Consider the following 6,000-nt stretch of genomic DNA (forward strand, 5'->3'; position numbering starts at 1 on the left):
GCACCAGGGCGCTCGGACGAAAACCGTTGCGCTGCAACGGTTTCCGCTCCCCACAAGCACGGATCGAGGGCGATCCAGCCACCGATCGGGGGCGTGCGCACCTCGATTTTGGACTCTCGCCGATCATGGTCTACAGTTGGGTCATCGCCGAACGCCAAGCGCGCTTCGATCCAAGGCTTCCTGCACAGGGAGAACGGATTTGACGCCCAAGTTGCGAGGCGAGTAACCTTGAACGGTTGCCCCAAACACCCGGCCGGAAACGGCGAGTGGATGGTGTGCGTCCGATCCTTGAGAACTCAACAGCGTGTCAAAAATCGATGCCAATTACCTCGTCTCTGGGGTGCCGGCTGCATGGACCGTTTGGTTTGTGCGGGTGGCGAACATGCCCCAGAGGCTTCGCCACACGGCGATGCCCCAGAGGCTTCGCCACACGGCGAACTGATGGTGTGCGTCCGATCCTTGAGAACTCAACAGCGTGTCAAAAATCGATGCCAATTACCTCGTCTCTGGGGTGCCGGCTGCATGGACCGTTTGGTTTGTGGGGTTGGTGTTCTGGAACGAAAATCCTTTGGTTGAACATTGAATTGACTAGTTTTTTGCTAGTTGTTCTTGCTCAGTCAGTTTGACGACCCTTCTGGGGTTTCGCTTTTCCTGCCGCTTTGGTGGTGGGTAGCAAACATCAATGGAGAGTTTGATCCTGGCTCAGGACGAACGCTGGCGGCGTGCTTAACACATGCAAGTCGAACGGTGATGATGGGAGCTTGCTTTCATCTGATCAGTGGCGAACGGGTGAGTAACACGTGAGTAACCTGCCCCAGACTCTGGAATAACTTCGGGAAACCGGAGCTAATACTGGATATGAAACAGATCCGCATGGGTACTGTTTGGAAAGTTTTTCGGTTTGGGATGGACTCGCGGCCTATCAGCTTGTTGGTGAGGTAATGGCTCACCAAGGCGACGACGGGTAGCCGGCCTGAGAGGGCGACCGGCCACACTGGGACTGAGACACGGCCCAGACTCCTACGGGAGGCAGCAGTGGGGAATATTGCACAATGGGCGAAAGCCTGATGCAGCGACGCCGCGTGAGGGATGACGGCCTTCGGGTTGTAAACCTCTTTCAGCAGGGAAGAAGCGAAAGTGACGGTACCTGCAGAAGAAGCACCGGCTAACTACGTGCCAGCAGCCGCGGTAATACGTAGGGTGCGAGCGTTGTCCGGAATTATTGGGCGTAAAGAGCTTGTAGGCGGTTTGTCGCGTCTGCCGTGAAATTTCGAGGCTCAACCTCGAACTTGCGGTGGGTACGGGCAGACTAGAGTGTGGTAGGGGAGACTGGAATTCCTGGTGTAGCGGTGAAATGCGCAGATATCAGGAGGAACACCGATGGCGAAGGCAGGTCTCTGGGCCACTACTGACGCTGAGAAGCGAAAGCATGGGGAGCGAACAGGATTAGATACCCTGGTAGTCCATGCCGTAAACGTTGGGAACTAGGTGTGGGTCTCATTCCACGAGATCCGTGCCGCAGCTAACGCATTAAGTTCCCCGCCTGGGGAGTACGGCCGCAAGGCTAAAACTCAAAGGAATTGACGGGGGCCCGCACAAGCGGCGGAGCATGCGGATTAATTCGATGCAACGCGAAGAACCTTACCAAGGCTTGACATATGCGAGAACGCGGCAGAGATGTCGTTCTCTTTGGACACTCGTATACAGGTGGTGCATGGTTGTCGTCAGCTCGTGTCGTGAGATGTTGGGTTAAGTCCCGCAACGAGCGCAACCCTCGTTCTATGTTGCCAGCACGTGATGGTGGGGACTCATAGGAGACTGCCGGGGTCAACTCGGAGGAAGGTGGGGATGACGTCAAATCATCATGCCCCTTATGTCTTGGGCTTCACGCATGCTACAATGGCCGGTACAAAGGGCTGCGAAACCGCGAGGTGGAGCGAATCCCAAAAAACCGGTCTCAGTTCGGATTGGGGTCTGCAACTCGACCCCATGAAGTCGGAGTCGCTAGTAATCGCAGATCAGCAACGCTGCGGTGAATACGTTCCCGGGCCTTGTACACACCGCCCGTCAAGTCACGAAAGTCGGTAACACCCGAAGCCGGTGGCCCAACCCTTGTGGAGGGAGCTGTCGAAGGTGGGACTGGCGATTGGGACTAAGTCGTAACAAGGTAGCCGTACCGGAAGGTGCGGCTGGATCACCTCCTTTCTAAGGAGCACTGGTCGCGCAAGCGATCCAGAGCCCGGTCTGTCCCCGAGTGTGGGGCAGCGGGTGCTCAAGGGTGGAACATCGATTATTTGGCGCTGACACTGTCCTGTGTCGCAAGTACAAGCCGGCTGCTCCTTTTGGGGGTGGTTGGCAGTGGAACGCACCGGGGTGGGGGAGGCGCTTGACACGTTGTTGGGTCCTGAAGGCTCGGGCTGCTTGCAGCTTGTTCCTTCGGGCCGGTTTACGGCCTTGGACCCATCCCTCCAGTCAAACCACTGGGATTGTGCCTCTTCGTGAGGTGCGGTTCGAGCAGGTGCTGGRCCTGGGGTGGGGCCGCCCGTATTTTGAGAACTACACAGTGGACGCGAGCATCTTTGTGGCTCAAGTTTTTAAGGGCACACGGTGGATGCCTTGGCACCAGGAACCGAAGAAGGACGTAGGAATCTGCGATAAGCCTCGGGGAGTCGATAACCAGACTGTGATCCGAGGATTTCCGAATGGGGAAACCCGGCTGGAGGCAAGTCCAGTCACTCCCGCCTGAACACATAGGGCGGGTAGAGGGAACGTGGGGAAGTGAAACATCTCAGTACCCACAGGAAGAGAAAGCAACCGCGATTCCGTGAGTAGTGGCGAGCGAAAGCGGAAGAGGCTAAACCGTAGCTGTGTGATACCTGTCAGGGGTTGCAGTTGCGGGGTCGTGGGACTTTTCGGTCAGCACTGACATGTTGGCATGGAGTCAGAAATGCGCGTTGTAGTCGAAGGGCATTGAATGGCCCGGCACAGAGGGTGCGACCCCCGTAGACGAAACGATGTGCACTCCAGAGAAGTATCCCAAGTAGCACGGGGCCCGAGAAATCCCGTGTGAATCTGGCGGGACCACCCGCTAAGCCTAAATATTCCCTGGTGACCGATAGCGGACAAGTACCGTGAGGGAAAGGTGAAAAGTACCCCGGGAGGGGAGTGAAATAGATCCTGAAACCGTGTGCCTACAATCCGTCGGAGCCTCCTTGTGGGGTGACGGCGTGCCTTTTGAAGAATGAGCCTGCGAGTTAGTGCTCAGTGGCGAGGTTAACCCGTGTGGGGAAGCCGTAGCGAAAGCGAGTCCGAATAGGGCGTTTTAGTCGCTGGGTCTAGACCCGAAGCGGAGTGATCTACCCATGGCCAGGTTGAAGCGACGGTAAGACGTCGTGGAGGACCGAACCCACTTAGGTTGAAAACTGAGGGGATGAGCTGTGGGTAGGGGTGAAAGGCCAATCAAACTCCGTGATAGCTGGTTCTCCCCGAAATGCATTTAGGTGCAGCGTCACGTGTTTCTTACCGGAGGTAGAGCTACTGGATAGCTAATGGGCCTCACCAGGTTACTGACGTTAGCCAAACTCCGAATGCCGGTAAGTGAGAGCGTGGCAGTGAGACTGCGGGGGATAAGCTCCGTAGTCGAGAGGGAAACAGCCCAGACCACCATCTAAGGTCCCTAAGCGTGTGCTAAGTGGGAAAGGATGTGGAGTTGCATTGACAACCAGGAGGTTGGCTTAGAAGCAGCCACCCTTTAAAGAGTGCGTAATAGCTCACTGGTCAAGTGATTCCGCGCCGACAATGTAGCGGGGCTCAAGCACACCACCGAAGCTGTGGCATTGACACTTTGCCCGGCTGTGACACCTGCGGGTTCACGGTCCAAGCGTGTTGATGGGTAGGGGAGCGTCGTGTGGCCAGGGAAGCGGCGGAGTGATCCAGCCGTGGAGGCCACACGAGTGAGAATGCAGGCATGAGTAGCGAATGACGGGCGAGAAACCCGTCCGCCGAATAACCAAGGGTTCCAGGGTCAAGCTAATCTGCCCTGGGTAAGTCGGGACCTAAGGCGAGGCCGACAGGCGTAGTCGATGGACATCCGGTTGATATTCCGGAACCGGCGAAGAACCGCCCATGATGAACCTTTTGATGCTAAACGCCTGAARCCACGTGCTGACACCTTCGGGTGGAGGTTAGTGGTGGAGCGCGTGACCCGATCTGGTAGTAGTCAAGCGATGGAGAGACGCAGGAAGGTAGCCTCCGCGTGGCGATGGTAGTCCACGTCCAAGGGTGTAGGGCGAGCTGTAGGCAAATCCGCAGCTCACATAGCCTGAGACCTGATAGTGACCGCGTATGCGGGAAGCAGGGTGATCCTATGCTGCCAAGAAAATCTTCTAGCGAGGTTCGAGCCGCCCGTACCCCAAACCGACTCAGGTGGTTAGGTAGAGAATACCAAGGCGATCGAGTGAATCGTGGTTAAGGAATTCGGCAAAATACCCCCGTAACTTCGGGAGAAGGGGGGCCCGGATCCTGAAGACACTTGCTGTCTAGGGAGAACGGCCGCAGAGACCAGGGAGAAGCGACTGTTTACTAAAAACACAGGTCCGTGCGAAGTCGCAAGACGATGTATACGGACTGACGCCTGCCCGGTGCTGGAAGGTTAAGAGGACCGGTTAGTTCTTCGGAGCGAAGCTGAGAATTTAAGCCCCAGTAAACGGCGGTGGTAACTATAACCATCCTAAGGTAGCGAAATTCCTTGTCGGGTAAGTTCCGACCTGCACGAATGGCGTAACGACTTCTCCACTGTCTCAACCACGAACTCGGCGAAATTGCACTACGAGTAAAGATGCTCGTTACGCGCAGCAGGACGGAAAGACCCCGGGACCTTTACTACAGCTTGGTATTGGTGTTCGGTACGGCTTGTGTAGGATAGGTGGGAGACTGTGAAGCATGCACGCCAGTGTGTGTGGAGTCAACGTTGAAATACCACTCTGGTCGTTCTGGATATCTAACCTCGGTCCGTGATCCGGATCAGGGACAGTGCCTGGTGGGTAGTTTAACTGGGGCGGTTGCCTCCTAAAAGGTAACGGAGGCGCCCAAAGGTTCCCTCAGCCTGGTTGGCAATCAGGTTTTGAGTGTAAGTGCACAAGGGAGCTTGACTGTGAGACAGGCATGTCGAGCAGGGACGAAAGTCGGGACTAGTGATCCGGCGGTGGCTTGTGGAAGCGCCGTCGCTCAACGGATAAAAGGTACCCCGGGGATAACAGGCTGATCTTGCCCAAGAGTCCATATCGACGGCATGGTTTGGCACCTCGATGTCGGCTCGTCGCATCCTGGGGCTGGAGTAGGTCCCAAGGGTTGGGCTGTTCGCCCATTAAAGCGGTACGCGAGCTGGGTTTAGAACGTCGTGAGACAGTTCGGTCCCTATCCGCTGTGCGCGTAGGAAACTTGAGAAGAGCTGTCCCTAGTACGAGAGGACCGGGATGGACGAACCTCTGGTGTGTCAGTTGTTCTGCCAAGAGCACGGCTGATTAGCTACGTTCGGAAGTGATAACCGCTGAAAGCATCTAAGCGGGAAGCACGCTTCAAGATGAGGTTTCCATGGACTTCGGTCCGAGAGGCTCCCAGCTAGACTACTGGGTTGATAGGCCAGACGTGGAAGCACAGTAATGTGTGTAGCTGACTGGTACTAATAAGCCGATAACTTGATACAACAAAGATGTTACGCGTCCACTGTGTAGTTCCCGAGATACGGTCGGGAACCCCGCTCCAACCACCGCGCGTGTGGTGGGAGCACACCGAAAGATATCTCCATAGAGTTTCGGCTGTCATAGCGAAGGGGAAACGCCCGGCTCCATTCCGAACCCGGAAGCTAAGCCCTTCAGCGCCGATGGTACTGCACTGGTTACGGTGTGGGAGAGTAGGACGCAGCCGGACATACTTTCAAAAGGGCCTTCCCACACGGGAAGGCCCTTTTGGCATGCCCGCGTCTGCCAAGGCATTCCCAAG

Annotated in this window: 3 rRNA genes; all 3 read left to right on the forward strand. The window is 56.3% G+C overall.

The features are described from left to right. Positions 1–679 precede the first annotated feature (679 nt). Positions 680–2,205 (forward strand): 16S ribosomal RNA (locus ASC58_RS07355). A gap of 379 nt (positions 2,206–2,584) precedes the next feature. Next, a 23S ribosomal RNA gene (locus tag ASC58_RS07360) occupies positions 2,585–5,704 on the forward strand. A gap of 107 nt (positions 5,705–5,811) precedes the next feature. Then, positions 5,812–5,928 (forward strand): 5S ribosomal RNA (rrf, locus tag ASC58_RS07365). Together the 16S, 23S and 5S rRNA genes form the textbook arrangement of a ribosomal RNA operon. The last annotated feature ends 72 nt before the right edge of the window (positions 5,929–6,000 follow it).

It is taken from the genome of Phycicoccus sp. Root101 (assembly GCF_001426245.1).
GTDB lineage: Bacteria > Actinomycetota > Actinomycetes > Actinomycetales > Dermatophilaceae > Pedococcus.